This window comes from Lawsonibacter celer (assembly GCF_014281125.1).
Classification (GTDB): domain Bacteria; phylum Bacillota; class Clostridia; order Oscillospirales; family Oscillospiraceae; genus Lawsonibacter_B; species Lawsonibacter_B celer.
Genome location: NZ_JACOEA010000006.1, coordinates 42,905 through 67,761 on the forward strand (window position 1 = coordinate 42,905; position 24,857 = coordinate 67,761).

Consider the following 24,857-nt stretch of genomic DNA (forward strand, 5'->3'; position numbering starts at 1 on the left):
CGGCGACATGCACGTCGGGGAAACCACCGCTCAGCCCCCTCGAAAAAGTGGCAGAGCCACTTTTTCGACACGCCGAGGCGGCTACAGCGCCTCCCAGAAGCCCGCCAGCAGCAGGGCATAGTCAGGCAGGGCGTGGAGGGGTGCACGCTCATCCACTGAGTGGGCGTCCAGAATCTCCGGCCCGGTGCTCACCATCACCAGGCCGGGCGCCTTGGACTGAAAGATGGAGGGCTCCAGCCCCACGTGGACCGCGCTGATCTCCAGGGTGCGGCCGGTCTGCTCCCGGTAGACCCGCTCCAGCAGCAGGGCCAGGGGATTGTCCGGCGCGCCCGGCCAAGCGGGATATCCGGAGACCGACCAGGCAAAGCCGGCTGCCCGGGCGGCCGCCTCCTGGCGGGCGGCCAGAGCGGCCTCGCGCTCCGCGTCCCGGCAGCGGAGGAAGGCGCACACCTGGAGCTGACCCTCCTCCAGTCCGATTTTCCCCACATTGGCCGAGTCGCCCACCACGCCGGAAAACTCCGGGTGCATGGCCGCCACGCCGTTCCACAGGCCGTTGACCAAGGCCAGCGCCCCATCCCGGCACTCTGCCGTCCACACCCGGCCGGGCCGGGGGGCGGGGGCGATGGTCAGGTCCAGGTTGGGGTCTGTCTGAGCATGGGCCGCCCGGCAGCGGGCAAACCAGGCCTCCGCCGTGGGACGGAGCACCCCCTCCGTCTCCGGCGGGCATACCACCAGAAGGCTGCCCTGGGCCGGAATGGCGTTGTGGGCGGTCCCCGCCTCCCAGGCGGCCAGGGCACAGCCTGTCCGTTCCCGCAGGAGCGCCAGCAGCTCCCCCAGGGCCTTGACCGCGTTGATCCGGCCCAGGTGGATGTCATAGCCCGAGTGCCCGCCCGCCCCGCCGGTGAGGGAGATGCGCCAGGCCGTGCCCGCGGGGGCGGGGACGGGATTCAGGGGGCGGGTATAGGTCTCCCGCCGCCCGCCGGCCGCCCCCACAATGGCCCGGCCCAGGTGGAAGCCGTCTGTATTGAGCAGGTAGGCCCCTCCGGACAGCCAGCCCGGGTTCACCCGCTTTGCCCCCTCCAGCCCCAGCTCCTCCGCCACGGTAAAGATCAGCCGCAGGGGGCCATGGGCGATTTTCCGCCCGGACAGCAGCCACAACACCGCGGCGTTGCCCAGCATATTGTCCGCCCCCAGGGAGGAGCGGCCGTCCGAGCGAAGCAGGGCGTCCATGTCCCGGATGCACACCGGGTCGGTCAGCGGGTCAAACCCGCTGCCGGGGGAGACGGCGCACACCATGTCCAGATGCCCCTGTACCAGGAGCAGAGGGGCGCCCTCCCGCCCCGGGGAGGGCGGCACCTCTGCCATCATGTTGCCCGCTTCGTCCAGCACCGGCCTCACGCCCAGCTCCAGCAGCCGCTCCGCCACATCCCGTGCGGTGGCCGCCTCGTGCCAGGAGGCGTGGGGATGCCGGGACAGACGCCTAAATTCCGCAACGATTCCCCGGGTAATTTCCGCCCGGCCGCCCAGGCGTTCCAACAGAGTCATCGGATCACTTCCTTGCCGTTTTTCTGGAATATCATGGGGTTATCCTCGTCCCGCTCTGCAGCTATACTGCCACAAACGCGAAGGGTTTCGTGGCAGATCGGCATCGTCCGCGGTTCCGCCCGCAGGGCGGGAGCGGATCGTGCCGGGCGATTGGTATAATAGCTGACTTGCAGCTATTATACCACAAAGCACGCCCCCTGCACACCGGGTATGCCCCCCGCGGCCGTGCCTATCCCAGCACCTCCCACGCGCCCAGCACCACCAGCAGCACACCGGACAGTGGCAGGGCGTACCGCCCCAGCAGCCGCCCGGCCAGACGGCGGCCCAGCCAGCGCCCCAGGGGTAGGGCGGCCAGGGTCACGGCAAAATTCCCCGAGGCCGCCCAGAGGGGGGCAATCCCCGTCACCCCGGCCGCCACACCGATGCCCGCGTTATTGACCGCCAGAGCCGCCGCCAGGGAGACCCAACCCCAGGCGGAATGGGCTGCGGGGGGCGGCTGCTCCTGCGTCCCCTGGCCCAGATTGCGTAAGTAGTCCAGCAAAAACCACAGTCCGATCCCCACCAGCACCACACCGCCCAGGGCCCCGGTGAGTCCCGTCGGGAGCACCTGTGCCGCCGCGTCCCCCAGCGCCAGGGAAAGCCAGGTGACCAGAGTGGTGACCGCCGCGATCAGAAGGCTGTGGGCGAAGGAGACCCGGATCCCCTTTGCCGCGTAGCCCATGGCCAGCAGCACCGTATCCAGATTGCAGGCCAGCGCAAAGAGCAGCACGGCCAGCAGCATGGTCCATACTTCCTGCATGTGTACCCTCCTGTTCCGCCCATCCTATGCGCCCGGCCTGTCCGGCGTTCAGGGGGTGGTCAGAGGGAGGGATCTGTGCTATAATAACCGCAACGCGGCATTGTACTTTGCTTTGCGTCCCTTTTGCTTATGCCCTCCGGGCGCAAGTGCAAAAACGCGAGCCCGATACGCAGCCAAAAAAGGAGAGAGCCCATGAGCGCCAAGGAAGAATTCATCCAGCTGTACACGGACCACATCCACCGGGAGGGCGCAGACGCCCTGCTGGATTACTTAGAGCACAAAAGCGACTTTTTCACCGCCCCCGCCTCCGCCCGGTTTCACGGGGCCTACGCCGGCGGGCTGTGTGAGCACAGCGTCAATGTCTACCACTGCCTGAGCGCCTATCTGGAGCGGGAGCGGGTGCGGGAGCTGTATGGCCTGGAGTACTCCCAGGAGTCGGCCGCTGTGGCCGCCCTGCTCCACGACCTGTGCAAAATCGGCTGCTACCGCTCCGGCACCCGCAATGTGAAGAACGAGGCCACCGGGGCCTGGGAGAAGGTCCCCACCTTTTTCTATGAGGATAAGCTGCCCTATGGCCACGGGGAAAAATCCGTGTATATCATTTCCGGCTTTCTGAAGCTGACCCGGGAGGAGGCCATGGCCATCCGCTGGCACATGGGCTTTTCCGGCGAGGAGGACAAGCGCCTGGTGGGGCAGGCCCTGGAGCAGTACCCCCTGGCCTTTGCCCTGAGCGTGGCCGATATGGAGGCCACTTACTTTCTGGAGGGCGGGGAAAACTGACCATGGCAAAACACGTCAACGATCTGGGCCGGGACAGTGTGGGCGGCCTGCTGTTTCGGCTGGCCCTGCCCGCCATTGTGGCCCAGCTGATCAACGCCCTGTACAACATTGTGGACCGGATGTACATCGGGCACATCGAGGGGGTGGGGGACCTGGCTCTGACCGGCCTGGGCATCTGCTTTCCCGTGCTCATGTTCATCTCCGCCCTGTCCGCCCTGGTGGGACTGGGGGGCGGCTCACGGGCCGCCATCCGCATGGGGGAGGGCCGGCTGGACCTGGCCAGTGAGATTCTGGGCAACTGCACCGCGCTGCTGGTGCTCCTCTCCGCAGCGGTCACCGTGGTGTTCCAACTCTGGAAGGAGCCCCTGCTCTATCTCTTCGGCGCCAGTGAGAACACCATCGGCTACGCCGTGGAATATCTGGGCGTCTATCTCTGGGGGACCATTGCCGTACTGGTCTCCCTGGGGCTGAACAATTTCATCACCACCCAGGGCTTCTCCGCCTTCTCCATGCTCACGGTCATCATCGGTGCGGTGGCCAACATCATTCTCGACCCCATTTTTATCTTTGTCTTTGACATGGGCGTGCAGGGCGCCGCCCTGGCCACGGTGCTCTCCCAGGTGCTCTCCGCAGTGTGGGTGCTGCTGTTTCTGCTGGGCAGGCGCACCCGGCTGAGACTGCAGGCCCGGTATTTCCGTCTGCGGCGGGCCATTCTCGCCCCGGTGGTGGCCATCGGCGTGTCCCCCTTTATCATGCAGTCCACCGAGAGCCTGGTGAACATTGCCCTCAACTCCTCCATGCGCCTGTACGGAGGCGATCCGGCGGTGGGCGCCGTCACCATCTGCTCCAGCATCATGCAGATTTTCTCCATGCCCCTTCTGGGCCTGGCCCAGGGCGCACAGCCCATCATCGGCTTCAATTACGGCGCAGGCCGGATGGACCGGGTGCGCCGGGCCTACCGGCTGCTTCTGACCTGCGCGGTGGCTTTCAGCTGCGCCTTCTGGCTGGCGGTGCGGCTTTTCCCGGGTGCGTTCGTGGCCCTGTTCAACGACAAGGCAGAGCTGGTGGAAATCACGGTTTGGGCCCTGCCCATCTATATGGGCGGCATCTTCGCCATGGGGGTGCAGAACTCCTGCCAGCAGACCTTTGTGGCCCTGGGACAGGCAAAGATTTCCCTCTTTCTAGCCCTGCTGCGCAAGATTATTCTGCTCATTCCCCTGGTCTATCTGCTGCCCCGGCTGTTCGGGCACGACCAAGTGTTTTTTGTGCTGCTGGCAGAGCCCATTGCCGACATTGCCGCCGCCGCTTGTACCGGCCTGACCTTTATCCGGCGCTTTCCCCGCATTCTGAATCGCCGGACCCAGCAGCTAGCCGCCGAGGGGGGAGAGCCGTCATGATCATTGATGGAAATCCCAAGGAAAAAGAGGCCATGGCCGCCTTTCACCGGGGCGACCGGCCGGAGGGCCTCCGCCTGCAGGAGGAGTTCGCCGCCGCCTTCCGTGCGGAGTACCGGGAAAAGGATCACTGCCCCTGCAAAAAGGCCTGCCGCTATCACGGCAACTGCAAGGAGTGCGTCGCCATTCACCGGGCCCATCAGGAGCATGTGCCCAACTGTATGCGGGATATGCTCAACCAGAAGATCCGCCAGCTGTCCCAGCTGACGGAGCACTCCATTGCCGTGCGGGCGATGTTTTGCTATAATAATTTTGTAATTTCTCTGCCTTGGTCTGTGCCGTTTCCTTTGGAGCGGCCCAGTATTTCTTCCTGCCACGCTGCTGCCAGCCACCGGAAAAGGGGGTCATGTTATGCGCACCATCCGCTGCAAGGACTGTGGGAAACGCTACGACTACGACAAGGACGACTTCTGCCCGAAGTGCGGAGCCTATAATCCGCCTGCCGACAGCGGCGCCACCCAGCTGGAGCGGGAGCTGCTCTCCCGCTTTGAAACCGGCCAGCGCAATCAGACCCGCGCCAAGGAGCAGGCCAGGGCCCGCCAGCAGCAACCCCGCCGCACGCCGCCGGACACAGCGGGGCAGGGCGCTTCGCCCGGCAGTCACCCCGCCTACGGCGGGACCCCGGAGCTGCGCCGCCAAACACATTCCAGCCGCATCCAGGGCTGTGCCGCCTGCGAGGAGCCCCCGCGGCGGGGCAAAGCCCCGCTGGTCATCGTTGTCATTGTTTTGGTTCTGGTCGCCCTCTTTTCTGTGGGCGGCCTGCTGGTCTCCCTGGTGCAGGAGGCCTATTACGACGCGCTTTTTTCCCTTTCCGAGCCCGCGCCCGAGCCCTCTCTCCCCGCCGCCGAGGGCGATGTATTCCACGAGACCTGGGAGTACTTCCCGCTCAGCGGGGCCGAGGCGTCCATTGAGGACAGCTGGTGGATCCCGCTGGAGGAGACCTCCCGCTATTATCAGGAAGGGTATGACTGCCTGGCGGTGGACGTGTGGATCACCGGAGGTACCCAGCGGGAGGATGTGTACTTCGACACCCCCTGCATCCTGCTCCCCGACGGCACAGCGCTCTGTCTGGATGACGACCCCTTTCTGGCCCGCGCGCTGGAGCAGGAGTACGGTGTGTACGCGGTCAGCCTGCGGGACTGCCAGTGGGAAGACCCGCTGTACGGTTCCTTTGTGTTTTTCGTCCCTCAGGGGGAGGAGGATCTTACCCTGCGCATCAACGAGTATGCGCCCGGCACGGATGAAAGCGAGCCCCCCCGGGCGGTCCACTACATTCCCCTGGATTCCTGGCTGTAACGCCGTCTTCGCGGCCCCATTCTGCAGTTCTTGTATTTTCGGGAAATTGTGGTATACTATATAGTATATGGATAGAAGCTTGCGTCCTGACGCCCACCGCCGGCCGGCGGGCGCCTGACGTATGATTGCCCGCGTCTGCGCCGCGGGCTTTTCCCGCGCGTCTGCTCCGCCCCCCGGCGCAGGGAGGGCAAATCAGAGAAAAAAGGAATTTAATCACATGACCTTCCAAGACCTGGGCCTCATTGCGCCCATTTTGCGCGCGCTGGACGAGCTGGGCTATGACACGCCCTCCCCCATCCAGCAGAAGGCAATCGGTCCCGCCCTCGCCGGGCGGGACGTGTTGGGCTGTGCTCAGACCGGCACGGGCAAGACCTGCGCCTTTGCCGCGCCCATCCTGCAGCGGCTGAACGCCGCACCTGCAAAGGGTCGGCCCATCCGCGCCCTGATCCTCACCCCCACCCGGGAGCTGGCCCTCCAGATCCAGGAGAGCTTTGGGGCCTACGGCAAACACCTCCCCCTGCGCTCCGCGGTCATCTTCGGCGGCGTGGGGCAGCAGCCCCAGGTGGACAAGCTGAAGGCGGGCGTGGACATTCTGGTGGCCACCCCCGGCCGGCTGGAGGATCTGCACAACCAGGGCTTTATCCATGTGGAGCAGCTGGAAATCTTTGTCCTGGACGAGGCTGACCGGATGCTGGACATGGGCTTTATCCACGACGTGCGCAAAATCCTCAAGTGGCTGCCCGCCAAAAAGCAGACCCTGTTTTTCTCCGCCACCATGCCCCCTGAGGTGCAGGGGCTGGTGGACTCGCTGCTCACCGACCCGGTGAAGGTGGCGGTGGACCCGGTCTCCTCCCCGGTGGAGGTCATCGACCAGAAGCTCTACTTCGTAGACCGGGGCAACAAGACCAAGCTGCTCTCCAGCCTGATTCAGACCGCCGGGGTGAAGAACGCCCTGGTGTTTACCCGCACCAAGCACGGGGCCAACAAGGTGGCTGGGGACCTGAATAAGTCTGGGGTGTCCGCTGCGGCCATCCACGGCAACAAGAGCCAGACCGCCCGTCAGCAGGCCCTGGCCGACTTCAAGGCCGGCCGGGTCAAGGCCCTGGTGGCCACCGACATCGCTGCCCGGGGGCTGGACATTGAGGAGCTTTCCCACGTGTTCAACTACAACCTCCCCGACGTGCCGGAGACCTATGTCCACCGCATCGGCCGCACCGGCCGTGCGGGCCACGAGGGAACCGCTATCTCCTTCTGCGACAGCAACGAGAGGGAGGAGCTCAAGAACATCCAGAGGCTCCTGGGCCGGCCCATCCCCGTAGTGGAGGACCACCCTTGGCCCATGGAGGTGTTTGACCCCCTGCCCAAGGACAAAAAGGGCCGGGTGGTGAATCCGGAGGACGCGGAGGCCCGTGCCGCCGCCAAGGAGCGCCGCCGTGCCCGGGATGCGGCGGCCAAGGCCGCCGCAGAGGCCCGGAAAAACGCCCAGCCCGCACCTGAGCCGCAGCCCACCGCCCCGGCCCGGACCGACAGGCCGAAGAAGGCCGCCAAGCCCGCCGCGGAGCGGCCCCCTAAGCCACAGCAGACCCCGGCCCAGAGGAAGGCGGCCCGGGGCTATCGGGCCAGCGCCACCCTGGAGGAGGCTCTGACCGCCACGGCCCCCGCCATTCCGGTCCACGAGAGCGCCGATGTCTTTGAATTTGAAAAACCGGATCCCCTGGCCAGTGATGTGATCCTGGATGCCACCGCCCGCCTGCTGGCTCCCCGGCACGCCGCCCGGCCGACGGGGGGCACGCCGGCCGCTACTCCGGCGGACAAGCCCGCAAAGCGCCGCCGCAGCCGCTCCAAGGCCTCCAAGCCCGCCGAGCCCCCGTCGCAGGCGCCCAGGCAGGGAGGGGGCGCGCAGCAGTCCGCCAAGGCCTCCGGCAAAAAGAGGCGCCCTCAGGGCCGCCGGAACGGCCCGCCGGAGCTGCGCCGGGGCACTCAGAAGGACTCCACGGAGCAGCCCGGCAGCCTGATGAAGCCCTACTATATGAATTACGAGGACTGAGCCCTGCCCTCCGGGCAGGCTGCTCCTCCCGCAAAAGCAGATAAAGCGGCCCGGACTGTTTTCACAGTCCGGGCCGCTTTATTTTTTGAATCAGGACAACTGGAACTGGCCGGTATAGAGTTGATAATACCGCCCCTTTTTTTCCAGCAGCTGGTCGTGATCGCCCTTTTCCTCGATCTCGCCGTGCTCAATCACCACAATGCAGTTAGAGTTGCGCACCGTGGAAAGCCGGTGGGCGATGACAAAGACTGTGCGGTTCTCCATCAGGGCGTCCATGCCCTTTTCAATGTTCCGCTCGGTGCGGGTGTCGATGGAGGAGGTGGCCTCGTCCAGGATCATTACCGGCGGGTCGGCCACGGCTGCCCGGGCAATGGCCAGCAGCTGGCGCTGCCCCTGGCTCAGGTTGCCGCCGTCGCCGGAGACCATGGTCTGGTAGCCCTCGGGCAGGCGACGGATGAAGGAGTGGGCGTTGGCGCTCTTGGCCGCGGCGATGCACTCCTCGTCGGTGGCGTCCAGCCGGCCGTAGCGGATGTTCTCCATAATAGTTCCGGTAAACAGATGGGTGTCCTGCAGCACCGCGCCCAAGCTCCGGCGCAGGTCATCCTTGCGGATCCGGGTGACATCAATGCCGTCATAGGTGATGATGCCGCTCTCAATCTCGTAAAACCGGTTAATGAGGTTGGTGATGGTGGTCTTGCCCGCACCGGTGGAGCCCACAAAGGCGATCTTCTGGCCAGGGTTGGCGTAGACCGACACGTCCTTGAGAATCCGCTTGCCCGGCACATAGGAGAAGTCCACATGGTGGAAGCGCACCGCGCCCCGCAGCTCGGTCAGATAGCAGTCCTCGCCGGGCACATTGCGCACCGTGCCCCGGATAAGGTGCAGTGAGCTCCTGCCCGTATGGTCGGGATACTTCCAGGCCCAGCCGTGGCCCGCCAGGGCCGCCAGGTCGGCTACCTCGGTCAGGGTGCCGTCCGGGGCAATCTTCACCCAGAGACCCTCCTCGGAGTCCTGATGGGGCGGCAGCAGCTTCAGGCCGTTTTCCACCCGCACCGCCTGACCCAGCTCGGTCAGCACGTCGTTCTCGCCCACCAGTACAGGTACCAGAGCCATACCGCTGCCCTTGGAGGTCTTCCAGGCCCACACCCGGGAGCGGCCCTGGCCGGAGTAAGCGGAGAGGGTGCCGTTGGCGTCCTTCTCCGCGGGGATCAGGGTCACCGTACCATTGTCCACCTCAGGCTCGGTATCCATAACCTCAAAAATGCGCTCGGCGCCCGCCAGAGCGGAGAGCACCGTGGTCAGCTGCTGGGAGATCTGGTTGAGAGGCTGCCCCACCTGCTTGGAATAGTTGAGGTAGACCACCAGGCCGCCCAGGTCAAAGCCCTGGAGCACCGACAGCAGACCGCCGGCGGCGGCAGTCAGGGCATAGCTGATGTTCATCAGATTGCCCGCTACAGGCATAATCATGGTGGAATAAAAGTTGGCCTTCTGGGCCGCGTCCCGATAGGCGTTATTGAGCTGCTCAAACTCCTTCTTGGCCTGCTCCTCATGGGTAAAGGCCTTGACCACCTTCAGCCCCTCAATCATCTCCTGGATATTGCCGTTTACCGCGCCCAGGGCGGACTGCTGCGCGCGATAATATTTGCGGCTCTTTCCGCCCAGGTTTTTAAAGAGGGTCATGGTGGCCACGAGCACCACCAGGGTAACCAGGAACAGCCTCCAGTTAATAAAGAGCATCAGCCCCACCAGGCCCACGAACATCAGGCAGCTGGACAGAAGAGAGACCACGCTCTGCTCCAGGGCCAGCTGCACGTTGTCCGCGTCGTTGGTGAAGCGGCTCATCAGCTCTCCGTGGGGATGTTTGTCAAAGTAGCTCAGGGGCAGATCCTGCAGCTTGTCAAACAGATCCTTGCGCAGCCGGTTGATGCCCCGCTGGGCCAGGCGCACCATAGTGGCCGACTGGATATAGGTGGCCAGGCATCCCAGCAGATAGATGCCGATCAGCTTCAAAACCGCCAGCCCCAGCCCGGCAAAGTCGGTGCAGCCCGACCAGATAAAGTCGTTGATGATGCCCCGCAGCATATACGAGCCGCCCAGATTGGTGAACACCGATGCCAGCAGGCAGCCCACCACCAAAAGCAGGGGCAGGGGATTGCTGGTGAGATAGCCCAGCAGCCGCCTGATGGTCCTGCCCATGTTCTTGGGCTTTTGATAGCCCCCCTTGGGGGCGTGATTGGGTCCCGGCATTATGCGCTCACCCCTTCCTGCTGAGACTGATAGATTTCCTGATAGATGGGATTGGAGGCCAGCAGCTCCTCGTGGGTGCCGCGGCCAGCGATATGGTCGTCGTCCAGCACCAGGATCTCGTCGGCATACTGCACCGAGGAGATGCGCTGGGCGATGATGATGACGGTAGTTCCCGCCAGGTTCCTGTGAAAGGACTCCCGGATGGCCGCCTCGGTGGCGGAGTCCACGGCAGAGGTGGAGTCGTCCAGGATCAGCACGGCGGGCTTGCGCAGCATGGCTCTGGCAATGCACAGGCGCTGCTTCTGGCCGCCGGAGACGTTTACGCCGCCCTGGTCCAGACGGGTGTCAAACCCGTTCGGAAGCGCCATGATGAAATCATAGGCTTGGGCGTCCTTGGCCGCCTGAACCAGCTCTTCCTCCGTAGCGTCCTCCCGGCCCCAGAGCAGGTTCTCCCGGATGGTCCCGGAGAAGAGCACATTGGTCTGAAGCACCATGCCGATGCGGCTGCGCAGCTCCTCCAGGGGATAGTTCCGCACGTCCACGCCGTCCAGCAGGACAGCGCCCCCGGTCACGTCATAGAAGCGGGGAATCAGGTTGACCAGAGAGGATTTCCCAGTTCCGGTACCGCCCACAATGGCCACAAACTGTCCGGGCTCCACCGAAAAACTCACGTGGGAGAGCACATCGTCCCCGGTTCCGGTGGCCACATATTTAAAGGACACGTCCTGAAACTCCACCTTGCCCCGGGGCGCAGGGAGCGCGGACTGGCCGGCCTGGGGCTGATCCTCAATGTCGGGCTGCGCGTTCAGCACCTCGTTGATCCGGTGGGCACAGGCTTGGGAGCGGGAGAGCTGGAGCAGGGACATGGCCACCATCATGACGCTCATGAGGATCTGGAAGATATAGTTGAGGAACGCCTGCAGCTGGCCCAGATCGAAGGTGGCCCCCATCACCATCTTGCCGCCGAAGTAGAGCACCGCAACGGTGGCGCCGTTCATGGCCAGCATCATCACAGGCAGAATGGCTACGATCTTCATACCTACGTTGAGGCCGGCTTTCGTCAGCTCATCATTGGCCTTTTTAAACTTTTGCCGCTCATGGGCGCCGCGGACAAAGGCCTTCACCACCCGAATGGCCACCAGGTTTTCCTGAAGGGTGTTGTTCAGGGCGTCGATCTTCTTCTGCATGGCTTCAAAGAGCTTGGTGCACACCTTCATCACCACGCCGATGGCCAGCACCATCAGGGGAATCACCACCGCCAGCACCAGGGCCAGGCGCGCGTTGAGCACCACGCTGATCACCAGCGCGGCCACCAGCATCACCGGGGCGCGCACCAGCATGCGCAGGCCCATGGCCAGCATCATGGTCATGTTGTTCACGTCGTTGGTGATCCGCGTAATGAGGGACGCGGACGAAAAGCGGTCAATGTCCGCGAAGGAAAAGGTCTGGATCTTGTCAAAAAGGGTCTGACGCAGGTTGCCGCCAAACCCCTGGCTGGCGTAAGAGGCATACTTGGCCCCCAGGACGCCGCAGGTCATGGATACGGCGGCCAGCGCCAGCATCAGCGCCCCCAGCTTGAAGATGTAGGCCACGTCCCCGGAGGGAATGGCCTCATCCACGATCTTGGACATTACCAGCGGAAGCGTCAGTTCGCATATGACCTCCAGGATCATCATAATGGGGGCCTTGACGGCCTGTTTCCCATAACCCCGGAGGTGCGTGAGAAAGAGTTGCAGCAAGTTATGATTCCTCCTTTGCCTGCGGCGGGGGCGGCAGAAACTCCGGCGGACCCCCTAGATTTTCCAGCATGCGCAGCAAAAAGCTGGTCAGCTGAGCGCGCTCCTGCCGGGAAAAGCCGGAGAGCATTTGTTCGTCTACCGCCCGGAACGCCTGGCCGCATGTTCCCACCGCCTGGCGGCCCTTTTCCGTGAGTACCACGCGGTTTCGGCGCTGGTCGTGCTCATCGGCCCGGCGGGCCACATACCCCTGGCGCTCCAAAGAGCGCAGGGACATGGCCACCGTGGCCGGGGACAGGCGCATGGTCCTGGCTACCTCCCGTTGGGAAAAGACCTTACCTTTCTCTTCCCCGTGGAGCAGTACCAGCAACAGCATGGGATTTCCCAACTCCGCCACGCCGCGGGCGGACTGCTGTTCCATCACCCGTTTGCGGTGGGCCTGCTGAAGCCCGTGAAAAATGGCGCTGGGTTCGTCCGCACAGTACATTTCATCGCCTCCAATCGTTCGCACCCTGATAATTAGTATGCTTACGTAGTATAAGCCCACCCCGTGGAGAAATCAAGTCTAAATTGTGAACAATTTTATTGGAACAAATGTTTGCATTTTTCTCTCTCCTGTGGTACAATCAATCTGGAATTTTATAAAGGAGGGTCTGCCATGAAGACGCTTTCCCCCAAGCAGCAGCAGATCTACGACTATATCATCTCCTTCGCCGCCCAGCACGGATATCCCCCCTCCGTGCGGGAGATCGGGGAGCATGTGGGGCTCAAGTCCCCTTCCACGGTCCATTTCCATCTGAAGGGCCTGGAGGCCGCCGGCCTAATCTCCAAGGAGGAGGGCAAGACCAGGGCCATCACCATCTGCGGAGGAGCCGGCGCGCGCTCCGCGGCGGAGCCCGAGGCGCCCGCCGACCGGGTGCCCGTGGTAGGCAATGTGGCGGCCGGGTCCCCCATTCTGGCCCAGGAGTGCGTGGAGGACTATCTGACCTTTGACACCGACGGCCTGACCGGAGAGCATTTTGCCCTGCGCGTGCGGGGGGAGTCCATGCTCTACGCGGGGATTCTGCCCGGTGATCTGGTGGTGGTCCACCAGCAGCAGGACGCCCGCAGCGGAGAGATCGTGGTGGCCCTCTTTGAGGACGAGGCCACGGTCAAGACCCTGCGCCGCAAGGATGGACATACCTGGCTCATGCCGGAAAACCCGGAGTATGAGCCCATCGACGGAGACGGGTGTGAGATCCTGGGCAAGGTCGTGGCCGTGGTGAGGAGGTACTGAGGCCATGGATCTGATCACCGTGGACACCCCCGCCGGCACCATGGCCCTGGCCGAGGAGGACGGCGCGCTTACCCATATCTGGCTGCCCGGGCAGGGGTATCCCCGCATGGTCCAGCGGGAGACGGCGCTGCTGGCGTGTGCAAAGGCGCAGCTGCTGGAGTATTTCCAGGGAAAGCGCCGGCAGTTTGACTTGCCCCTGGCCCCCCAAGGCACCCCTTTTCGCAGAAAGGTATGGGACGCCCTGCTCACCATCCCCTACGGGGAGACCATTACCTATGGGGAGCTGGCCCACCGCATCGGCAGTCCCAAGGCCGTGCGCGCGGTGGGGCAGGCCAACCACCACAACCCGCTGTCCATCTTTATCCCCTGTCACCGGGTGGTGGGGGCAAACGGCTTCCTGACCGGCTACGGAGGCGGGCTGGCGCTGAAACAATTCCTGCTGGAACTGGAGGGCTCCTATCATGGGAAAGCATGACCGCTTTCAGATCATCTATACCCAGGGTGTCACCGAACTCACCCGTATTCTGCTGGACACGGAGACCGGCGCGCTCTATCTGCAGACGGTCTCCGGCTACGCCGGCGGCCTGACCCCCCTGCTGGACGGGGAGGGGAAGCCCATGCGCTGGGCGGTGGAGGATGAAGTATGAAGCTGATCTCCTGGAATGTCAACGGCCTGCGCGCCTGTCTGGGCAAGGGCTTTTTGGACTTTTTCCACACCATTGACGCGGATGTGTTTTGCCTGCAGGAGACCAAGCTGCAGCCCCATCAGATTGAACTGGAGCTGCCTGGCTATCAGCAGTTCTGGAACAGCGCGGAAAAGAAGGGCTACTCAGGCACCGCCCTGTTCACCCGGGTACCGCCTGTGCGGATGAGCTACGGCCTGGGCCTGCCGGAGCACGACACGGAGGGCCGGGTCATTACGGCGGAGTTTGAGGACTTTTATCTGGTGTGCTGTTACACGCCCAACGCCCAGCGGGGCCTGACCCGGCTGGACTACCGCATGGCGTGGGAGGACGCCTTTCTGGTATACCTGAAGGATCTGGACGCCAGAAAACCCGTGGTACTGTGCGGGGATCTGAACGTGGCCCACCAGGAGATTGACCTGAAGAATCCCAAGTCCAACCGGGGCAACGCCGGCTTCTCCGATCAGGAGCGGGACAAGATGTCCCGCCTGCTCTCCAGCGGCTTTACGGACAGCTTCCGCCTGCTCTACCCGGACAAAACCGGCGCCTACTCCTGGTGGAGTTATATGTACAACGCCCGGGCCAACAACGCCGGGTGGCGCATTGACTATTTTATTGTCTCCGACCGGCTGAGGGACCGGGTGCGCGAGTCGGTAATCCATGCGGATGTATACGGCTCCGACCACTGTCCGGTGGAGCTGGATCTGGCCGACTAAGGCCGCCCGTCAAACAAGACAGCCCCCCGGCGCTGCGCGCCGGGGGGCTCTTTCTTATTCCTCCAGGCCCAGCAGGACCTGTCCGGCGGCCCGGGCAAACAGCCGCGCCCCGGCCAGTGCCTCCTGCAGGGTATTGCCGTGGCTGCCCACCTCTACCAGCAGGGAGCCGTTGGTAAGCTCCTGGTTGTAGACCGGCACGCGCAGCGCCATGGGCCGGGCCAGGGTGGGGTAGAGGGTATCCATGCTCCGCTGGAGCTTGGCGGCCAGCGCCAGATTCTGCGTCCAGTTCGGGTGCTCGCCCCCCTCGCTGGACCCCAGCACCAGCATCACCTGGGCGGTCTTGACTCCGTCAATGGTGGTCACAGCCTTGTACACGGTGCCGTCCTCTCCCACCAGAGCGTCCCGGTGAATATCCAGCACAATTTTGATGGAGGGATATTGCTCCAGATACTGGGCCACTCCCGCGCCGGAGCGGTCATAGGCCCCGCTGTACTTGGGATAGTCGTACAGCGTGCGGTCGTGGACCACAGACAACCCCATCTCCGTGAACACCCGCTCCATTTCATCCCCCACCCGCACCACGTTGTAATCCTCATCCAGGGTGCGGCTGTTGGCGTCCGACGGCTCATAGACATCTGTCCCGTCGGGCGTATAGGCCTCGCTGCCGTGGGTGTGCATAATCAGGATCTGCGGGCCCTCCGCCGGCAGGGTAATATCCACCGGCGCGGCTGCGGCCGCGGCCAGATCCACCTCCAGGCCGGTGCGGTTATAGAGATAGAGCCCATCCGCATACACATAGCCCTGGGGGCTGGTGGGAATCAGCGTCCGCTCCACAATATCCTCCGGAGCGGCGGTGGTCTCCGGCGGCTCGGTCACATCGTCGTGATCCTGGGCCGGCTGTCCCGCCGGCAGGTCGGGGGTTGTGTCCGCCGCAGCCGTCCCCCCGCCGGCGAGAAAACGGGCCACCGTTTCCCGGTTTCCCCTCAGCAGCGGGGACTGGCTGAGGGCCAGCTCCTCCCAGCGGGTCAGGCCGTCCGATTCCGTCTCCCGGGGGGCCATCTGTCCCAGCTCCGCCGCCAGGGCCGCGGTGACGAATTCCCCGCTCTCCCCCAGGCCGCGCACCGCGTCCGCGGCCGCGCCCGCGCCCACACAAAGCAGCAGCGCCCATACCGCGATGGTGGCCATAAACAGGGCCGCGCTGCGCCGGAACAGCCGGCCCCACTGAATCTTTTCTTTCATTGTGCATCCCATCCTTATCTGTTGTGATGCTCCAGCCTATGCGCGGCCCGGGCGGAATATGAGCCTGTCCCACCGTTGATTTTATTTTGAGAATCAAACTATTTTTCTTGACATTCTTTACGGATACGATATAATGCTCTTATTGCAATTCCAACGGGAAAGAAGGGTGGAAGATGGACAGTCCACGGGCGGCATTGGAGCAGTTCCTCTTTGAGGTATTCCACAAGGTGCTGCGGACCGAAGAGCGCATGCTGTCCCAGGCCCAGTCCGATCTCTCCCTGCGGGAGGTCCATCTCATCGCCGAGGTGTGCCAGGCGGTGGACAGTGGCCGGGACAACCGTGCCACCGCCATCGCGGCGGCCCAGCACATTACTGCGGGCACACTGACCAGCGCGGTCTCCCTTCTGGAGCGCAAGGGCTATTTGGAGCGCCGGCGCGACAGCCGGGATCGCCGTATTGTGCGCATTCTTCCCACAGAGCGGGGCCGTGCCGCCAACGAACGCCACGCCCGCTTCCACCGGGAGCTCATGGAGCAGATTCTCTCCGGTCTGCCGGGGGATGAGGCCGCCGCCTTTGTCCAGGGGCTGAAGCGTATTTCTGCATTCTTCAGCCGGCGCGACCCTGCATTATCGTAAGCAGAGAGTAAGAGAGGTTTATTATGGCTAAGATCGCAATCGTCACCGACAGCAACAGCGGTATTACCCAGGCCCAGGGAAAGGATCTGGGCATATGTGTTCTGCCCATGCCGTTCTACATCGACGACCAGCTGTTTTTTGAGGATGTGACGCTCACCCAGGACCAATTCTATGAAAAGCTGGAGCAGGGGGCGGATGTCAAGACCACCCAGCCCGCCCCCGGCGACGTGATCGCCCTGTGGGACGAGCTGCTCCAGGAGTATGACGAGGTGGTATACCTCCCCATGTCCAGCGGACTGAGCAGTTCCTGTGAGACGGCTGTGATGCTCTCCCAGGACTACGACGGGAGAGTCCAGGTGGTGGACAACCAGCACATTTCGGTCACGCTGCGCCAGTCGGTGCTGGACGCTCAGGCCATGGCGGCGGCCGGCAAGTCCGCCGTGGAGATCAAACAGATTCTGGAGGAGACGAAGTTTGACTCCGACATCTACATCACCGTGGACACCCTGAAGTATCTGAAAAAGGGCGGCCGCCTCACCCCCGCCGCGGCGGCCATCGGCACGGTCCTCAACCTGAAGCCCGTGCTGCGGATCAAGGGGGAGAAGCTGGACGCCTTCTCCAAGACCCGCGGCTGGAAGGCCGCCAAGAAGGCTATGATCGACGCCATCTACGCCGTTTTGGAGCGGGATTTCCCCGGCTGCACGCTGGAGGACATGCACATCGCCGCCGCCTTCACCGGCAAGCGGGAGGACGCCCTGGATTGGCTGGAGGAGCTGCAGGAGGCTTTCCCGGGCCGGGACATCCACATGGACCCCCTTTCCCTGAGCGTGGCCTGTCACATCGGCCCCGGCGCACGGGCCGTGACCATCCAGAAAAAGCTGCCCTTCTAATGGATTCTGTAAAGAGGAGCCCGCCGTCGGGCTCCTCTTTTCTGTCCTGTTTTGCGTGCAAAAGTTAAAAAAACGTGCAAACTTTCTTCATGCTTTATACATATTTTCCGTCTATTCTAGGCATTGTTCAAAGGAGAGCACCATGGACGTTCCAAAGTGAAAGGAGAGCACCCCATTATGTATTACAGCGATTACAACCGTCCCCCCGAGGAAGGTCAGCCCATAGAGACCAACAACTTCCGTGTCAGCGATCCGGAGCCGCCCAGGAAGAAAAAGGGCGGGGCCGCCAAATTCATCGCCGTGGGCCTGGTGTGCGCCCTGTTGGGCGGCGTGGCCGGCGGGATTGGCTCCACCGCGCTGACCGGCTCCGGCCTGTTCCAGTCCTCCACCACCGTGTATGAGGGCACCCGTCCCACCTCGGCTGTCACCGTGGCCAATGTGGACGGCAAGACCCAGCTCACTCCTGAGGAGATCTACGCGGCCAACCTGGAGAGCGTAGTGGGCATCAACGGCGACGTGACCACCAACGTCTGGGGCCAGACAGTGCGCAACGCCGTGTCCGGCTCCGGCTTCGTCATTAGCGCCGACGGCTACATTCTGACCAACTATCACGTCATCGACGGGGTAAGCGACATCAAGGTAAGCTTTGCCGACGGTACCAGCTATGACGCCGCCGTGGTGGGCGGCGAGGAGGAAAACGACATCGCCGTGCTGAAGATTGACGCCGCTGGCCTGCGCCCCGTGGTGCTGGGCGACTCGGACATCCTGAAGGTGGGCGAGCCCGTGGTGGCCATCGGCAACCCCCTGGGTGAGCTGACCTTCACCCTCACCGCCGGCTATGTCTCCGCCAAGGACCGCTCCATCACCATGAGCGACGGCACGATTATGAACATGATCCAGACCGACACCGCCATCAACTCCGGCAACTCCGGCGGGCCCCTGTTCGACCAGTACGGCCAGGCAGTCGGCATCGTCAGCGCCAAGTACTCGGGCTCCTCCGGCTCCTCCGCGTCCATTGAGGGCATCGGCTTTGCCATTCCCATCAACGATGTGCAGAGCATGGTGACCAGTATCATCGAAAACGGCTATGTCACCGGCAAGCCCAACGTGGGCATCATCATGGCCGAAGTCAGCGCCTCCGCCCAGCGCTACGGCATCCCCGCCGGCGCCTCTGTGGAGGCGATTCTGGAGGGCTCCTGCGCCGAGAAAGCCGGGCTGCAGGTGGGCGACATCATCACCGCGGTGGAGGACTCCGCCGTAACCAGCATTGCCCAGCTCCAGTCCGCCGTCAAAAACTACCAGGCCGGCGACACGGTGACCTTTACCGTCTACCGGGACGGCGAGAGTATGGAGCTCTCTGTTACCCTGGATGAGAACAACCAGGCCCGGGCCGAGGCGATGGATGAGCTGTACAACAACTATACCCAGAGCCAGCAGTCCCAGCAGCAGCAACAGCAGGGCGGCAATTACTACAATTGGCCCTTCGGCAACTTCTTCAACTAAACTTACCGTCAAACAGCAAAAAAGACAGGGGCTTCCCGCCGTCAGGAGGGAAGCCCCTGTCCGCGTCCTGTCAGGGATTGAGCAGCTGTGCCAGGGCGGCGAAGCAGGGGAGCGTGAGAATGCTCAGCAGGGTGCTGAGGGTAATCAACTGGGCCGCGGCGGCGGTGTCCCGGCCAAACCTCTGGGCAAAGATCCCGGTCAGCCCCGCGGTGGGCGTGGCGGCCAGAATCACATAGGCGGCGTACATGGTGGGGTCCAGGCGCAGGGGGAGGAGCAGCACCAGCAGCAGGGCGGGACACACCAGCAGCCGCACCGCCCCGGCCAGATACAGCCGCGGGCTGCGCAGGGCGTCGCCCAGGTTGGCGCCCGCCATCTGGCTGCCCACCACGATCATGGCCAGAGGCGTGTTCATGCTGCCCAGATAGCCCACCGCATTGCCCACCATGGCAGGCAGGCGGAAATTCAGCAGAAACAGTGTGATTGCGATGACGCTGCCCAGGATGCCCGGGTTGAGCAGCAGCCTCTTCAGGGACAGCTGGGCGCGTCCTCCCATCCGGGCCACCCCATGGCTCCAGGAGACCACGGAAAACACCAGGTAGGGCGCGGTGGCGTAGAACAGCCCGGCGGAGCCCAGCACCGCCTGAATCAGGGGCAGGCCCATAAAGCCCGTGTTGCCGTACACCATGCCGAAGCGGAGCACGTCCCGGGTGTCCGCTTCCGTCCGGCGGAAGGCGGGGGCGGCCAGCGCAATCCACAGGGCGTAGACCGCGCACATAATCAGCACCCCCACCCCCATGTCCCGAAGCAGGGCCGGGGTGCGCTCCACCTGCAGGGTGTCAATAATGATGCAGGGGGAGACGATGTTCATCAGCACAAAGGTGAGCTGCGCCACCCCGGTCTTTGTGAGCTTCCCCAGCCGGGTCAGCACAAAGCCGACCCCCATCAGCAAAAACAGCGTCCCCACCTGGGACGCCACCAGCAAAATGTTGGCAAGCAATTCTCCCATCCCCCTATGCACCGACGATCAGATAACACCCATTATACAGGCTTGCGCGGCATTTGCAAAGGGGAATGTGAGTTGACAAAGACGGCCGGGGGGCGATATACTGATTCTTACCGATTGATGATCTGAATGGCAGAGGAGCGTAAGAATGACAAGCAGACAGTGGAAAAGCCGCGGATACGTGCGCCTTTTCATCTCCTATTACCGGCCCCATGTGAAGCTGTTCGCCCTGGACATGGCATGTGCGCTGGTCATCGCCCTGGTAGACCTGGCCTTTCCCTTTTTTTCCCGGCTGTCTATGCAGAGGCTGCTGCCGGACCGGCTGTTCACCGCCTTCTTCCTGGTCATGGCCGCGCTGGTGGCGGCCTATGTGCTCAAAAGCGCCCTGTACTATGTGGTGACCTTCTGGGGCCACCTGCTGGGGGTGCGCATGGAGGCTGACATCCGCCGGGACCTGTTCGCCCACATGCAGGAGCTGTCCTTTTCCTTCTATGACAAAAACCGCACCGGCCAGCTGATGAGCCGGGTCACCGGCGACCTGTTCGAGATCACCGAGCTGGCCCACCACGGGCCGGAGGACCTGTTCATCTCCTCGGTGACCCTGCTGGGCGCGTTTGTGGTGATGCTCACCATCCGGTGGGAGCTGGCTCTAGTGGTGTTCGCGGTGGTGCCCTGCTTCGTGCTGTTCACCGTGTTCTCCCGCAAGCGGATGATGAACGCCTCCACCCAGGTCAAGGCCACCCTGGCGGGCATCAACGGGGAGGTGGAGTCCTCCATCTCCGGCATGCGCACCGCCAAGGCCTTTGCCAACGAGGCGGCGGAGAGCGCCAAATTCGCCCGGGCCAACGACCAGTTCCGGGGGGCCAAGCGGGGCTACTACAAGGCCATGGCGGTATATATGTCCGGCCTGGAGTTCTGCATGGGCATCATGAGCGTGCTGGTCATCACCTTCGGCGGGTTTTTGATTATGAAGGGCCGCATGGACTACGTGGACCTGATCACCTTTTCCCTGTACGTGACCACCTTCATCACCCCCATCCGGAAGCTCTCCGCCTTTGTGGAGCAGTTCATGCAGGGCATGGCGGGCTTCAAGCGCTTTGTGGAGCTGATGCGGGTGGAGCCGGAGATTCAGGACGCCCCGGACGCCAGGGACCTGACCCACGTCCAGGGCGACATTCTGGTGGACGACGTGACCTTCCGCTACGAGCCGGAGGGGCAGCCGGTGCTCTCCCACGTGACCCTCCACGTGCGCCCCGGGGAGACGGTGGCGGTGGTGGGCCCCTCCGGCGGCGGCAAGTCCACCCTGTGCCAGCTCATTCCCCGCTTTTACGACGTGAGCGAGGGCCGCATCCTGGTGGACGGCCAGGACGTGCGTACCCTCACGCAGCACTCCCTGCGGGCGCATATCGGGGTGGTGCAGCAGGACGTGTTCCTCTTCGCGGGCACCATTTTTGACAACATCCGCTACGGCCGGCCAGACGCCACGGAGGAAGAGGTGATCGCCGCGGCCAAAAAGGCGGAGATTTACGACGATATTCTGGACATGCCCGACGGCTTCCAGACCTACGTGGGAGAGCGGGGCGTGATGCTCTCCGGCGGGCAGAAGCAACGGGTGTCCATCGCCCGGATCTTCCTCAAGGACCCCTCCATCCTCATCCTGGACGAGGCCACCTCCGCCCTGGACAGCGTCACCGAGGCCCGCATCCAGTCCGCGTTTGACGAGCTGGCCAAGGGCCGCACTACTTTAATCATCGCCCACCGGCTGTCCACCATCCGCTCCGCCGGGCGGATTCTCGTCATCGACGACAACGGCATCAAGGAGGAGGGCACCCACGAGGAGCTGATGGCCCTGGGCGGCGAATACGCCCAGTTATATGAGGCTCAAAAATCTGTTTCTGTATAGAAAAAACAACAGGGGGACGGCCAATAGGCCGTCCCCCTGTTTGAGATGCGATACATTTTGTAACACATTTTGTTATGCTTACAATTCACACAAATTGCCATACAATAAGGTCACCATATATGGCAGGTGTGCGATATGACAAATAAATTCCGGCTTCCCTCTATTCCTGGGACAACACCCAAAAATATTCGTTTCCCCAATGACATCATTGACCAGGTAAACGGAGTCATCCAGGGAACGAATATCAGCTTTTCAAAATTTGTTATAGAAGCCACCCGCGTCGCACTGGAAAGCCTGAAGGAGGGAGATACCGCAGATGTTAAATGAAAACGATGCCGCCTTTGAGCGCTGCCCTCCCTATGGCAAGGGGGCCTTTGGCTACGGAAGAGAGGACGTGGCGATCCTGGAGGAAATGCTCTACTTCATGCGCTATTTTATGGACGAGATGGACAGCACCCAAGTCTACCACTTCCGCAGCTATATGCAGACTTATGAGCGCTATGTGAAGCGCCGCTGCCGCTACTTTTTTGAACTGGGCTCCCGCCACGGCGCCACCGTGGCGCTGGACATTTATCACAGGGAATACGACGAGATGATGAAGGAATACCTGGCCGAGCCGGCCGAAGAAAAAAATGGCCCTCCCGGAGACTCCGGTTAAAAGGAAGGCCCCTCTCTCCGCGCGGAGAGAGGGGCCTTCCTTTTGTTTTTTCCATATTCAGGCCGGGTAATAGGCGGCCACGCCGTCCTCCAGGACCCGCTTTACGGAGCCCTCTGCCTGCAGGCGCTCCAGGTGGGAGACCGCCTCGCCCACGGCGAACCACTTCTGGGTGAGGGGGAAATCCTCCCAGGTGTTGCTCTTGGAGTGGATTTTCCAGGTCATATACCCCGCCAGCTGGTAGGCCGACTCCCCCGGGTGGTGCTTCACCGCGGCCAGGGCCTCGTCCAGGCGCAGGCGATGGTGAAGCAGCAGCTGATCCACCCGCGCCTTCAGATCGCCCCGGCCCCGGTGGCCGGGCAGGGAAAGGCGCACGTCGTACTCCCGGATGCGCTTCAGGCTCTCCAGATAGGCCCCCAGGGCGTCGGGCAGGTCGTTCCAGGCGGTGATGTTGGGGGTGATGTCAAAGAGCACGTGGTCCCCCAGGAACATGGCCCCCTGCTCCTCCATCCAGAAGCACATCTGACCCGGGGTGTGCCCGGGCATCAGCAGGCAGCGCAGCTTGTAGCCGCCGGCCTCCAGCACGTCCCCGTCCTCCAGGCAGGCGTGGGGCACGCCCCGGGGCGGCGCCATGGAGTGGGCGGGGTTGCTGTCCCAGATGTGGGCCAGCAGCTCATTGGGAAAGCCCTCCACCATAAAGCTCTTCTCCACGCCGCTCCAATATTCGTCGGCCTGCTCCTCCGGGTCGAAAATCCGCTCGTCCAGGCGGCTGATGTAGATGGTGCCCTTTTCCCCGGCCGCGTCCGGGGCCAGCCCGGTGTGGTCGGAGTGCAGGTGGGTGGCCAGCACATCCACGTCCCCGGGCCGGAGTCCCAGCTGAGCCATCTCTTCAAACAGCGCCTGGCGGCAGGCGGGCTGGCGGAAGCCGGTGTCGATCAGCAGGTTGCGGTCCTTCCCCTTGATGAGGTAGGCGTTGAGCTCCTTGAGGGGATTGCCCACCAGGGGGATGGGCAGGCGGTACAGGTTTTTCAGAATTTCCTCGGGCATGATGAATCTCCTTGTTTATTTCTGTAATGTCTCCTATTATAGCCCATTTTTTACCCCCATGGGAAGCCCTTGTATACAAATTTGTCATTGTGTGGTATACTCGTTCCACCAAAACAGAGGTGGACGCTGCCATGACCAAGACCGAACTGCTGAACAAAACCGCCCGCACCGAGGAGGAGCGGGTGCTCCTCTCCCGGGTGCTGGACAAGCTGGAGCTGACCCGGCAGAGGAATATCCCCAGCCACACCTGCTTTCTTTCCCCCACCCAGCGGGTGAGCGCGGAGAGCCTGCTCAACGCCTGCGGCCACCCGAAGCACCTGTTTTTCGGGGGTTACGAGGGGGCGGAGCGGACCATCTGCGTCTTTCTCCCCGACTGGCAGGAGCCGGAGGACTGGCTGGCCGACCCGGACGGACCGGTGCGGGCCCTCCGGGCGTCCTTCCCGGCGGGGAGCGGCCTGACCCACCGGGATTTTCTGGGGGCCGTGCTGGGCCTCGGGCTGGACCGGGAAAAGACCGGCGACCTGCTGGTGGGGGAGAGCGGCTGCGACCTGCTGGTGCTGGAGGACGTGGCGGAGTTCCTCCTCCTCCACCTGGATCAGGCCGGGCGGGTACGGCTGAAGCTGGCCCCGCTGCCTCTGGATCAGGTGGAGCCGCCCCCGGTGCAGGTGCGCCAGATTCGGGACACGGTGGCCACCCTGCGGCTGGACGCGGTGGCGGCCTCCGGCTTCTCCCTGGCCCGGGGCAAGGCGGCCGACCTGATCTGTGCCGGGCGGGTGCAGCTCAACCACCGGGAGTGCGTCAAGCCCGACCGGGCGGTGGGGCAGGGGGACGTGATCTCCTGCCGGGGCCTGGGAAAATGCGTAGTCAAAGAGGTGGGCGGCCCCTCCAAAAAAGGCCGTATTATGCTGTTATTGGAGCGATATGTCTAATGGATGAGAAAAAGATTGCCCGCATCAACGCGCTGGCCAAAAAGGCCAAGAGCCCCGAGGGGCTCACCCCGGAGGAGATGGTGGAGCGGGACCTGCTGCGGCAGGAGTATGTGGCCGCCTACCGGGAGAATCTGATCGCCCAGCTGGAGCACACGGTGATCGTGGAGCCGGACGGCACCCGCCACCGCCTGCCGAAAAAGGAGTAGGCCGTGCTGCTCCCATTGGCCGAGCCGGGGCGGGCGGCTGTCCTCTTCGCCGGCTGGAGGAGGGCATGATCCACGCCTGCCTCCAGGGGGCGATAGGCCGGGTCTATGCCGACCATCCGGACCGGTCCGCGGCGGCCGCCTTTCTGGGAGACTTTGTATTTTACACAGACACGCCCTCCGACGCCGCCTACACCATCTGCGAATAGACGCAGCCAAGCAAGCCCTCCGGATTTCTCCGGAGGGCTTGCTTTTGGCATTTTCGCCGTAC

General features: G+C 63.4%; 26 protein-coding genes. 18 read left to right on the top strand and 8 right to left on the bottom strand.

What is annotated here, in order from left to right:
* Positions 1–81: 81 nt before the first annotated feature.
* Together H9Q75_RS10110 and H9Q75_RS10115 are read right to left on the bottom strand one after the other, a co-directional pair.
* Positions 82–1,545 carry a M20/M25/M40 family metallo-hydrolase gene (locus H9Q75_RS10110; protein WP_186566707.1) on the bottom strand — a complete coding sequence of 488 codons (1,464 nt, stop codon included), beginning with the start codon at positions 1,543–1,545 and terminating at the stop codon, positions 82–84.
* Between the two features lie 229 nt (positions 1,546–1,774).
* On the bottom strand, positions 1,775–2,344 hold the full coding sequence (locus tag H9Q75_RS10115; protein ID WP_186566709.1) for a manganese efflux pump MntP: 570 nt from the start codon (positions 2,342–2,344) through the stop codon (positions 1,775–1,777).
* Between the two features lie 192 nt (positions 2,345–2,536).
* Between H9Q75_RS10115 and H9Q75_RS10120 the strand changes: the two genes are divergently transcribed.
* The 5 genes from H9Q75_RS10120 (at position 2,537) to H9Q75_RS10140 (ending at position 7,921) form a co-directional block, all read left to right on the top strand.
* Positions 2,537–3,124 (top strand): HD domain-containing protein, encoded by a 588-nt coding sequence (locus H9Q75_RS10120; protein WP_186566710.1) that lies wholly within the window; start codon positions 2,537–2,539, stop codon positions 3,122–3,124.
* 2 nt (positions 3,125–3,126) lie between these two features.
* Entirely contained in the window at positions 3,127–4,521 is a 1,395-nt protein-coding gene (locus H9Q75_RS10125) for an MATE family efflux transporter (RefSeq protein ID WP_186566711.1), read from the top strand.
* A complete protein-coding gene (locus H9Q75_RS12885) occupies positions 4,518–5,012 on the top strand; it encodes a hypothetical protein (protein WP_341480936.1) in 495 nt (164 codons plus the stop codon). Before H9Q75_RS10125 ends, H9Q75_RS12885 begins: the two co-directional genes overlap by 4 nt.
* Positions 4,930–5,874 (top strand): hypothetical protein, encoded by a 945-nt coding sequence (locus H9Q75_RS10135; protein ID WP_186566712.1) that lies wholly within the window; start codon positions 4,930–4,932, stop codon positions 5,872–5,874. The genes H9Q75_RS12885 and H9Q75_RS10135 overlap by 83 nt, the downstream gene beginning before the upstream one ends.
* A 217-nt stretch (positions 5,875–6,091) precedes the next feature.
* The gene (locus H9Q75_RS10140) at positions 6,092–7,921 is read left to right on the top strand and encodes a DEAD/DEAH box helicase (protein ID WP_186566714.1); all 1,830 of its coding nucleotides are present in this window, start codon (positions 6,092–6,094) and stop codon (positions 7,919–7,921) included.
* Between the two features lie 90 nt (positions 7,922–8,011).
* Here the strand turns inward: H9Q75_RS10140 and H9Q75_RS10145 are convergent, their stop codons facing one another.
* The 3 genes from H9Q75_RS10145 to H9Q75_RS10155 are packed head-to-tail and all read right to left on the bottom strand — an operon-like array spanning position 8,012 to position 12,391.
* Positions 8,012–10,168: an ABC transporter ATP-binding protein gene (locus H9Q75_RS10145; RefSeq protein WP_186566717.1), complete on the bottom strand. Its 2,157-nt coding sequence runs from the start codon at positions 10,166–10,168 to the stop codon at positions 8,012–8,014.
* Complete coding sequence (locus tag H9Q75_RS10150) at positions 10,168–11,907, bottom strand: ABC transporter ATP-binding protein (RefSeq protein ID WP_186566719.1); 1,740 nt, start codon at positions 11,905–11,907, stop codon at positions 10,168–10,170. The genes H9Q75_RS10145 and H9Q75_RS10150 overlap by 1 nt, the downstream gene beginning before the upstream one ends.
* A gap of 1 nt (position 11,908) precedes the next feature.
* A complete protein-coding gene (locus H9Q75_RS10155) occupies positions 11,909–12,391 on the bottom strand; it encodes a MarR family winged helix-turn-helix transcriptional regulator (protein WP_186566721.1) in 483 nt (160 codons plus the stop codon).
* Positions 12,392–12,562: 171 nt separating this feature from the next.
* Between H9Q75_RS10155 and lexA the strand changes: the two genes are divergently transcribed.
* From lexA to H9Q75_RS10175, 4 genes are read left to right on the top strand one after another with little or no spacing between them, the layout of a single operon-like run.
* Positions 12,563–13,180, top strand: coding sequence for a transcriptional repressor LexA (lexA, locus tag H9Q75_RS10160; protein WP_186566723.1), 618 nt, complete (start codon positions 12,563–12,565; stop codon positions 13,178–13,180).
* Between the two features lie 4 nt (positions 13,181–13,184).
* The gene (locus H9Q75_RS10165; RefSeq protein ID WP_186566725.1) at positions 13,185–13,655 is read left to right on the top strand and encodes a methylated-DNA--[protein]-cysteine S-methyltransferase; all 471 of its coding nucleotides are present in this window, start codon (positions 13,185–13,187) and stop codon (positions 13,653–13,655) included.
* Positions 13,642–13,827: a DUF6440 family protein gene (locus H9Q75_RS10170; RefSeq protein ID WP_186566727.1), complete on the top strand. Its 186-nt coding sequence runs from the start codon at positions 13,642–13,644 to the stop codon at positions 13,825–13,827. Before H9Q75_RS10165 ends, H9Q75_RS10170 begins: the two co-directional genes overlap by 14 nt.
* A complete protein-coding gene (locus H9Q75_RS10175; protein ID WP_186566729.1) occupies positions 13,824–14,579 on the top strand; it encodes an exodeoxyribonuclease III in 756 nt (251 codons plus the stop codon). The genes H9Q75_RS10170 and H9Q75_RS10175 overlap by 4 nt, the downstream gene beginning before the upstream one ends.
* A gap of 54 nt (positions 14,580–14,633) precedes the next feature.
* Here H9Q75_RS10175 and spoIIP read toward each other — a convergent pair whose 3' ends face one another.
* On the bottom strand, positions 14,634–15,818 hold the full coding sequence (spoIIP, locus tag H9Q75_RS10180) for a stage II sporulation protein P (RefSeq protein ID WP_186566731.1): 1,185 nt from the start codon (positions 15,816–15,818) through the stop codon (positions 14,634–14,636).
* 173 nt (positions 15,819–15,991) lie between these two features.
* Here spoIIP and H9Q75_RS10185 point away from each other — a divergent pair, with 173 nt between their 5' ends.
* The 3 genes from H9Q75_RS10185 to H9Q75_RS10195 all read left to right on the top strand — a co-directional run bounded on the left by H9Q75_RS10185 (position 15,992) and on the right by H9Q75_RS10195 (position 18,846).
* Positions 15,992–16,453 carry a MarR family winged helix-turn-helix transcriptional regulator gene (locus H9Q75_RS10185; protein WP_186566733.1) on the top strand — a complete coding sequence of 154 codons (462 nt, stop codon included), beginning with the start codon at positions 15,992–15,994 and terminating at the stop codon, positions 16,451–16,453.
* A gap of 23 nt (positions 16,454–16,476) precedes the next feature.
* Positions 16,477–17,343, top strand: a complete 867-nt coding sequence (locus tag H9Q75_RS10190; protein WP_186566735.1) for a DegV family protein — start codon at positions 16,477–16,479, stop codon at positions 17,341–17,343.
* A 177-nt stretch (positions 17,344–17,520) separates the two neighbouring features.
* Positions 17,521–18,846, top strand: coding sequence for a S1C family serine protease (locus tag H9Q75_RS10195; RefSeq protein WP_186566737.1), 1,326 nt, complete (start codon positions 17,521–17,523; stop codon positions 18,844–18,846).
* Positions 18,847–18,916: 70 nt separating this feature from the next.
* Here H9Q75_RS10195 and H9Q75_RS10200 read toward each other — a convergent pair whose 3' ends face one another.
* On the bottom strand, positions 18,917–19,852 hold the full coding sequence (locus H9Q75_RS10200; RefSeq protein WP_186566739.1) for an AEC family transporter: 936 nt from the start codon (positions 19,850–19,852) through the stop codon (positions 18,917–18,919).
* A 145-nt stretch (positions 19,853–19,997) separates the two neighbouring features.
* Here H9Q75_RS10200 and H9Q75_RS10205 point away from each other — a divergent pair, with 145 nt between their 5' ends.
* The 3 genes from H9Q75_RS10205 (at position 19,998) to H9Q75_RS10215 (ending at position 22,410) form a co-directional block, all read left to right on the top strand.
* Complete coding sequence (locus H9Q75_RS10205) at positions 19,998–21,752, top strand: ABC transporter ATP-binding protein (RefSeq protein WP_186566741.1); 1,755 nt, start codon at positions 19,998–20,000, stop codon at positions 21,750–21,752.
* Between the two features lie 135 nt (positions 21,753–21,887).
* Entirely contained in the window at positions 21,888–22,079 is a 192-nt protein-coding gene (locus tag H9Q75_RS10210) for a YlcI/YnfO family protein (protein ID WP_186566743.1), read from the top strand.
* Positions 22,069–22,410, top strand: coding sequence for a hypothetical protein (locus H9Q75_RS10215; RefSeq protein ID WP_186566745.1), 342 nt, complete (start codon positions 22,069–22,071; stop codon positions 22,408–22,410). The genes H9Q75_RS10210 and H9Q75_RS10215 overlap by 11 nt, the downstream gene beginning before the upstream one ends.
* A 57-nt stretch (positions 22,411–22,467) precedes the next feature.
* On the opposite strand, the gene H9Q75_RS10220 is transcribed toward H9Q75_RS10215, so the two are convergent.
* On the bottom strand, positions 22,468–23,454 hold the full coding sequence (locus H9Q75_RS10220; RefSeq protein ID WP_186566747.1) for an MBL fold metallo-hydrolase: 987 nt from the start codon (positions 23,452–23,454) through the stop codon (positions 22,468–22,470).
* A 131-nt stretch (positions 23,455–23,585) separates the two neighbouring features.
* Between H9Q75_RS10220 and H9Q75_RS10225 the strand changes: the two genes are divergently transcribed.
* The 3 genes from H9Q75_RS10225 to H9Q75_RS10235 all read left to right on the top strand — a co-directional run bounded on the left by H9Q75_RS10225 (position 23,586) and on the right by H9Q75_RS10235 (position 24,795).
* Positions 23,586–24,383, top strand: a complete 798-nt coding sequence (locus H9Q75_RS10225) for a YlmH family RNA-binding protein (protein ID WP_186566749.1) — start codon at positions 23,586–23,588, stop codon at positions 24,381–24,383.
* Positions 24,383–24,589, top strand: a complete 207-nt coding sequence (locus H9Q75_RS10230) for a DUF896 domain-containing protein (protein ID WP_186566751.1) — start codon at positions 24,383–24,385, stop codon at positions 24,587–24,589. Before H9Q75_RS10225 ends, H9Q75_RS10230 begins: the two co-directional genes overlap by 1 nt.
* Positions 24,590–24,654: 65 nt before the next feature.
* Positions 24,655–24,795: a hypothetical protein gene (locus tag H9Q75_RS10235; protein WP_186566753.1), complete on the top strand. Its 141-nt coding sequence runs from the start codon at positions 24,655–24,657 to the stop codon at positions 24,793–24,795.
* Positions 24,796–24,857 lie beyond the last annotated feature (62 nt).

Excerpts from the sequence above, each read along its gene's own strand:
- H9Q75_RS10110 (WP_186566707.1), bottom strand. The coding sequence starts at position 1,545 with ATGACTCTGTTGGAACGCCTGGGCGGCCGGGCGGAAATTACCCGGGGA.
- H9Q75_RS10115 (WP_186566709.1), bottom strand. The coding sequence starts at position 2,344 with ATGCAGGAAGTATGGACCATGCTGCTGGCCGTGCTGCTCTTTGCGCTG.
- H9Q75_RS10120 (WP_186566710.1), top strand. The coding sequence starts at position 2,537 with ATGAGCGCCAAGGAAGAATTCATCCAGCTGTACACGGACCACATCCAC.
- H9Q75_RS10125 (WP_186566711.1), top strand. The coding sequence starts at position 3,127 with ATGGCAAAACACGTCAACGATCTGGGCCGGGACAGTGTGGGCGGCCTG.
- H9Q75_RS12885 (WP_341480936.1), top strand. The coding sequence starts at position 4,518 with ATGATCATTGATGGAAATCCCAAGGAAAAAGAGGCCATGGCCGCCTTT.
- H9Q75_RS10135 (WP_186566712.1), top strand. The coding sequence starts at position 4,930 with ATGCGCACCATCCGCTGCAAGGACTGTGGGAAACGCTACGACTACGAC.
- H9Q75_RS10140 (WP_186566714.1), top strand. The coding sequence starts at position 6,092 with ATGACCTTCCAAGACCTGGGCCTCATTGCGCCCATTTTGCGCGCGCTG.
- H9Q75_RS10145 (WP_186566717.1), bottom strand. The coding sequence starts at position 10,168 with ATGCCGGGACCCAATCACGCCCCCAAGGGGGGCTATCAAAAGCCCAAG.
- H9Q75_RS10155 (WP_186566721.1), bottom strand. The coding sequence starts at position 12,391 with ATGTACTGTGCGGACGAACCCAGCGCCATTTTTCACGGGCTTCAGCAG.
- lexA (WP_186566723.1), top strand. The coding sequence starts at position 12,563 with ATGAAGACGCTTTCCCCCAAGCAGCAGCAGATCTACGACTATATCATC.
- H9Q75_RS10165 (WP_186566725.1), top strand. The coding sequence starts at position 13,185 with ATGGATCTGATCACCGTGGACACCCCCGCCGGCACCATGGCCCTGGCC.
- H9Q75_RS10170 (WP_186566727.1), top strand. The coding sequence starts at position 13,642 with ATGGGAAAGCATGACCGCTTTCAGATCATCTATACCCAGGGTGTCACC.
- H9Q75_RS10175 (WP_186566729.1), top strand. The coding sequence starts at position 13,824 with ATGAAGCTGATCTCCTGGAATGTCAACGGCCTGCGCGCCTGTCTGGGC.
- spoIIP (WP_186566731.1), bottom strand. The coding sequence starts at position 15,818 with ATGAAAGAAAAGATTCAGTGGGGCCGGCTGTTCCGGCGCAGCGCGGCC.
- H9Q75_RS10185 (WP_186566733.1), top strand. The coding sequence starts at position 15,992 with ATGGACAGTCCACGGGCGGCATTGGAGCAGTTCCTCTTTGAGGTATTC.
- H9Q75_RS10190 (WP_186566735.1), top strand. The coding sequence starts at position 16,477 with ATGGCTAAGATCGCAATCGTCACCGACAGCAACAGCGGTATTACCCAG.
- H9Q75_RS10195 (WP_186566737.1), top strand. The coding sequence starts at position 17,521 with ATGTATTACAGCGATTACAACCGTCCCCCCGAGGAAGGTCAGCCCATA.
- H9Q75_RS10200 (WP_186566739.1), bottom strand. The coding sequence starts at position 19,852 with ATGGGAGAATTGCTTGCCAACATTTTGCTGGTGGCGTCCCAGGTGGGG.
- H9Q75_RS10205 (WP_186566741.1), top strand. The coding sequence starts at position 19,998 with ATGACAAGCAGACAGTGGAAAAGCCGCGGATACGTGCGCCTTTTCATC.
- H9Q75_RS10210 (WP_186566743.1), top strand. The coding sequence starts at position 21,888 with ATGACAAATAAATTCCGGCTTCCCTCTATTCCTGGGACAACACCCAAA.
- H9Q75_RS10215 (WP_186566745.1), top strand. The coding sequence starts at position 22,069 with ATGTTAAATGAAAACGATGCCGCCTTTGAGCGCTGCCCTCCCTATGGC.
- H9Q75_RS10220 (WP_186566747.1), bottom strand. The coding sequence starts at position 23,454 with ATGCCCGAGGAAATTCTGAAAAACCTGTACCGCCTGCCCATCCCCCTG.
- H9Q75_RS10225 (WP_186566749.1), top strand. The coding sequence starts at position 23,586 with ATGACCAAGACCGAACTGCTGAACAAAACCGCCCGCACCGAGGAGGAG.
- H9Q75_RS10230 (WP_186566751.1), top strand. The coding sequence starts at position 24,383 with ATGGATGAGAAAAAGATTGCCCGCATCAACGCGCTGGCCAAAAAGGCC.
- H9Q75_RS10235 (WP_186566753.1), top strand. The coding sequence starts at position 24,655 with ATGATCCACGCCTGCCTCCAGGGGGCGATAGGCCGGGTCTATGCCGAC.